4 protein-coding genes are annotated in these 5,656 nt (G+C 69.7%); 2 read left to right on the forward strand and 2 right to left on the reverse strand.

From position 1 onward, the window contains the following. Positions 1-257: helix-turn-helix domain-containing protein (locus AB0N07_RS49590; protein ID WP_365847405.1), on the forward strand; the 257-nt coding region annotated here is incomplete at its 5' end. Between the two features lie 102 nt (positions 258-359). Beyond that, the gene (locus tag AB0N07_RS49595; RefSeq protein WP_365847407.1) at positions 360-1,358 is read left to right on the forward strand and encodes a glycoside hydrolase family 6 protein; all 999 of its coding nucleotides are present in this window, start codon (positions 360-362) and stop codon (positions 1,356-1,358) included. Between the two features lie 28 nt (positions 1,359-1,386). Here the strand turns inward: AB0N07_RS49595 and AB0N07_RS49600 are convergent, their stop codons facing one another. Both AB0N07_RS49600 and AB0N07_RS49605 read right to left on the reverse strand, forming a co-directional pair. Next, on the reverse strand, positions 1,387-3,294 hold the full coding sequence (locus AB0N07_RS49600) for a kelch motif-containing protein (RefSeq protein WP_365847411.1): 1,908 nt from the start codon (positions 3,292-3,294) through the stop codon (positions 1,387-1,389). Positions 3,295-3,382: 88 nt separating this feature from the next. Then, the gene (locus AB0N07_RS49605; protein ID WP_365847409.1) at positions 3,383-5,179 is read right to left on the reverse strand and encodes a cellulose synthase catalytic subunit; all 1,797 of its coding nucleotides are present in this window, start codon (positions 5,177-5,179) and stop codon (positions 3,383-3,385) included. Between the last annotated feature and the right edge of the window lie 477 nt (positions 5,180-5,656).

A 5,656-nucleotide genomic window follows, 5' to 3' on the forward strand; every position in this document is an offset into this window, starting at 1 on the left:
GGGCCGAGCCCACAGGCCGCGCCCCGGACGTTCTCGTACGGCTCCTGGGGCGCGGGCGGGCAGCCGTGCTCGCCGCGCTCGACGAACCCGCCACCACCGGCGCCCTCGCTCACCGCCTGGGCCTTGCCCCGTCCTCCGTCTCCGCGCACCTGACGCTGCTGCGGGACGCCGGACTGCTCACGGCACGCCGGTACGGCCATCGGGTGCTGTACGAGCGCACACCGCTGGGCATCGCGCTGGTGTCGTCGGACGCCTGACCCGTCCCACGGCTGCCATGTCGAACCCTGCAGCCTGAAATCCCTTGTGCAACGATTACTGACGAATCATCAGTAAATGTCACCTTCGCCCCAGGGAGCAGCATGTCCCGGCTGATCCACATCCTCGCGGCTGTCGCGGTCCTCGGGCTTGCGGCGGGCTGCTCGTCCGCGTCCGACATCGACACGGCCGCCGCGGCGGGCCGCGCCCCGAAGAAGGCGGCCCGCGCGGGCGCCCTGGACTTCTGGGTCGACCCGGACAGCCCTGCCTCCAAGCAGATCAAGGAGTGGCGCCGGGCGGGCCGCGCCCAGGACGCGCACCTGCTCAAGCGGATCGCGGACGAACCGCAGGCGCTGTGGCCGGCCGGCGAGATCGACCCGGGCCCCAAGGTGAAGGCGGCCGTCGAGTCCGCGGCCGAGGAGAACCGCACGGCGCTCTTCGTGGCGTACGACATCCCGCACCGCGACTGCGGCCAGCACTCCGCGGGCGGCGCCGCCGACGCGGACGCCTACCGGGAGTGGATCGGGAAGTTCGCGGACGCGCTCGGGGACGGCAAGGCCCTGGTCGTCCTCGAACCGGACGCGGTCGCCCACATCGTGGACGGCTGCACACCGGCCGCGTACCACGACGAGCGCGAGCAGCTGCTGAACGAGGCGGTCGTCCGCCTGAAACAGCAGCCGAACACCAAGGTGTACCTGGACGCGGGCAACCCGGCCTGGATCCGTGATCCGTGGAAGCTGGTCGACCCGCTGAAACAGGCCGGCATCGAGAAGGCCGACGGCTTCTCCCTCAACGTCTCCAACTTCCAGACGGACGAGCTCACCAAGGCGTACGGCCTGGAGCTCTCCGCCGACCTCGGCGGCAAGCACTTCGTCGTCGACACCAGCCGCAACGGCAACGGCCCGCTGCCCGGCGCCTGGTGCAACCCGCCCGGCCGCGCGCTGGGCACCCGCCCGACGACCGACACCGGCGAACCCCTCCTCGACGCCTACCTGTGGATCAAACGGCCCGGGGAGTCCGACGGGGTGTGCGCGAGCGGGCCGGCCGCGGGGAAGTGGTGGCCGGAGTACGCCCTGGAACTGGCCCGCAACTCCAGGCCTTAGCCGCCGGCCGGGGCATCGGGCCGGGCGGTCACTTCACCTGGATCCACCTGGCCTCGGACGGCGTGCCCTGCGCGTCCGTCACGAACAGCATGTACCAGCCGGGCGGCACCAGGGCCGGGTCGTCCGGTACGGCGACCGTCACCGAGTGCGCGTCCTTGGTCAGGCCGAGTTCGATGGAGCGCTGCTCGACGTCGGTGGTGTGGGTGACCGCGCTGGGCCGCATGAGCCGGGCCTTCGCCACCCGTTCGGGGTGGTCGGTGCGGTAGGTCGCGCGGCGGTCCCTGCCGAGCTCCTGCGGACCGCCCTCCAGTACGGGGCGGTTCTCGCCGTTCCTGTGCAGCGCCGGCGGGGTGAAGACCTCCATGCGCTGCTCGAAGTGGCCGAGCTTGGTGTTCTGCTGGTCGTCGAAGAGCGGGTCGGAGCCGAAGGTGGCGACCCTGCCGTCGGGCAGCAGCAGCGCCTCGGAGTGGTAGTTGCGGCCGACGGTGGGCGCGGCCGCCTCGCGGAAGGCGTTGCTCTTCGGGTCGTAGAACTGGGCCTTGAAGATGTTGCTGGCGCTGCGGCCTCGGTAGTCCTCGGAGCCGTTGGTGGTGAACACCGAGTCGTCCGGCATGATCACGCTGTTCAGGTACCGCGTGCCCTGGGGCAGGTCGGGCCCGTCCTTGAAGACCGGGTTGTCCTGCTTCAGGTCGACCACGGCCGTGCGCGGGGTCGACCTCCTGGACTCGCCGACGCCTCCGCCGCCCAGGATCATCACCTTCTGGTCCTGCGCGGGCGGCAGCAGCAGGGAGGAGGAGGTCTCCGTCTCGTCGGGGTCGCGCAGCCCCGGAACCTTACGGAAGGTGTTGGTCCTCAGGTCCCAGAGCCCCGGCTCCCGCCCCTGGTCGGCGGGCCCGTAACCGGCGTTGGAGGACGTGTAGAAGAGCTTGCCGCCCTTGGTCAGGAAGAGTGCGGGGTACGTCGGGAAGTACCGCTTCGGGCCGGGCGACCACTTCTTGGTCCTCGGGTCGTAGATCTCGTTGTCCCCGGGGTCGATCATGCCGACGTCGTCCAGGCCGGAGACCGCGAGCACCCGTCCGTCGTCGAGTCCGACCAGCGTCGGGTACCAGCGGGCCTTCTGCATCGGGTCGACGGGTACATACCGCTCGGCCACGGGGTCGAACTCGTAGGCGGTGCGGATGCCCTGGAAGTCCTGCTTGTCGAGGGTGATCTTCTCGCTCAGCCCGTAGGTGTTGGCCGCGTCCTTGCCGGTGAGCCCGACGATGTCGTACTGCGCCTGCTTCTCGGTGACGGACAGCGGACCTGCCTCGACGGCCTCGACGAAGACCCGGGCCTCGCCCGCCACCACCGGCGCCGGGGCCGGGGCCTGCCCGGGCCGCACCGCGCCGACCGCGCCGGCCGGCCCGGCTGCGGGCTTGGCCTTCGGGACGGTGACGTCGAAGCTGCTGACGTACTCGACGCCCGCGGGCGAGCGGAAGCGGGTGCCCTTCTTCAGGAAGACCGACTTGAGGGGGTTCTCGTTCTTGATCCGCATACCGCCGCCCGCCCGTTTGACCTCGCCGTCGAGCAGTTCGTAGCGGGCGGTGCCGCCGGCCACGAGGAGTCGCCCGTCCGGGAGCTGGGTGTGGCCGGAGCAGAAGAAGTCGGCGGGGGTGGGGATCTTCTTGAAGGTGTTCGCCTTGGGGTCCCACAGGACGGTGTCGAAGGACCCGGCGTTGAATTTCTTCTGCTCGTTGCCCGACCCGGCGACGATCAGCACCTTGCCGGTGTGCAGGAGCGCCGCATGGATGGCGTTGGTGCGGTACTTCGCGGGGATGTCGACCCGCTGCCAGGAGCCGTACTTCGCCTGGTACTCGGGCTGGGCGATCTTGTACTCGTGGTACTCCTCACCCGCGAACTCGACCGCGGCAGGGGCGTTGAGCCCGGCCAGGACCATGATGCCCCCGACCCCGAGGACGGCCCTTCTGGTCGTCCTGTTCCCGGGGTTCTTGCGGTACTTGTTCTCAGCGTTGCGGGCCATGGTGCTAGCTGCCTCCTGTCGTGGTTCCGGAGACCGGGGAGCCCGCGCCGCCGGCGGCGAGGGCGGGCTCCGTGCCGTCGACGGCACGTGTGGTCCGGTGCGGTGCCTGCCGCTCCCGCCGCTCCCTGAGGAGCGTGGAGCACCACACCGCGACCGGTGCGAGGGCGATGACCATGGCCAGGACCGCCCAGGTGCGCATGGCCGCATGGGTGTGGTCCAGGACGACCGAGGCGGCCAGGGAGGTCGCGAGGAGGATCGCCCAGAAGAGGTGGATACGGAAGGTGAGCAGCCGGTCGGCACTGGCGTCCGCGCCCTTGGGGGTCACGACGAACCTGCTGGGCCGGCGGACGAGCGCCTCACCGAAGGACTTGAGGTAGATCGGCGCGGCCAGGGCCGACATGGCCATGCCGGCAAGCCCGCCGGACCCCTCCGGCTCATGGGGCGAGATGTTGTGCCGCCGGTTCCACAGATACAGCCCGATCTGCAGGGCGGCGGCGTCGCTGTAGAGCATCAGCCACACCGAGGAGGCGACCTCCGTGCCGGAGGCCCCGAACCAGAGGAAGAGAACACAACTGAGGATGCCCAGAAGCCAGTTGACGGCCGTCATCGGGTAGTAGACGAGCATCAGGGTGTACGAGAACAGCCGCCCCGGAGGCATCCTGAACAGCGCTCTGCCGTACTGCTTGAGCAGCGTCTCGTAGGTCCCCCGCGACCAGCGCATCTGCTGCGTGAAGAAGTCGGTCCAGGAGGCGGGCCCCTCTCCGACGGCGAGTACGTCCGGTGTGTACACGGACCGCCAGTGGTTGCCGGTGACGGGATTGCGCCGCTGGTGTATCTCGAAGCCGGTGGCCATGTCCTCGGTGATGGAGTCGTACAGCCCGCCTATCTGCTTCACGGCGGCGATCCGCACCACGTTGTTCGTACCGACGAACATGGGCGAGCGATACCGGTTCCCGGCCCGCTGGATCAGCGCGTGGAAGAGGAACTGCTGCGACTCGGCGGCCTTGGTGACGGGATGGTCGGCATAGTTCCCGTACACCTGGGGTCCGACCACGAAGGCGACGTCGGGGTCCCGGAAGTACCCCATCATCCGCTCGAGGAAGTTGGGGCGCGGGACGTGGTCCGTGTCGACGGAGGCGAAGAAGTCGTACTCGTCGCCGTGTCTGGCGATCCACGCGTTGTAGTTGCCGTGCTTGGTCAGGGCCTTGTGGGCGCCGTGGGCCTGGTTCCACTGCGGAACGCCGCGCCGGGTGAAGTGCCGGACTCCGAGCTCCGCGCACAGGGCCTTCGCCTGCTCGTCGTCGCCCTCGTCGAGGAGCCAGACGTCGAGGACGCTGCCGGGCCCGGCGTGGGTGATCCGGACGGCTCCCTCCAGGGTGGCGCGGACCATCGAGAGGGGTTCCTTGCCGGGGACGTACGTGGTGAGGAAGGCGACGCGGGTACCGGCTTCGGGGACGACCGGGACGGGGTCCCGGGCGACCAGCGTGGCATGGGCGACGGAGGCGACATTGACCACCATGAACAGCTCGATGAGCCCGATGGATACGAGCATCGTGGCATCGAGCCCGACCAGCCAGCTCTCCCCGCCGTCGCGCTCCACCCAGTGCGTGGGCCAGACGAGGTAGACGAGCAGCGTTCCGGTGAACACCGGGGCAAGGGCCATCAGCAGGACGGCGTGTATTCGGCGCGGCTCACTGGACAGCAGCGAGGTGTACTGCACCTGGTACGAGGCGTCGCTGGGCTCCGTGAGAGGTCCGGCCAGTCGGCTGTGGGTGTCGTATGCGTAGCCCTCCGACTGCACGGCGCCCTCCAGTGAGTGAGGTGTGATCGGCAGAGGAGTACCGATCACCCCCTACACAACTGGAGTTTCGGGGGCAGGGCGACCTGGAGGCGTCCAGGCGGGTGGGGCGGCCGCATCTCCCGCCCCACCATGAGCAGTTCGTCCACCGGGCCGATGTGGTGGAAGCCCCGGTGGCCCCAGGACCTGTCGTTTGGATCAGCTCGGCGTCGCGGGCCCTGGCACGCACTCCCCCACTGCCTCAAGGGCGTGGGGGGACCCCCAGCCGCGTTGTCGTCACTCTCCCCCACTCTCGGCTTCGCTCGAGCGGGGGACCCCCATGACCCCGCTCGGGGGAGCCGGGAAGCACCGTCAGCCATGGCCGACCTGATCCAAACGACAGGCCCTAGGGCCTGTTGTGAAAGTGCTGGTCACAGCCACTCGTTGAGGACTGCGACCAGCACGGTCGCTTCGTAGCGGACGGCGAGCTTGTCGTACCTC

Source organism: Streptomyces sp. NPDC051172 (assembly GCF_040682555.1).
GTDB lineage: Bacteria > Actinomycetota > Actinomycetes > Streptomycetales > Streptomycetaceae > Streptomyces.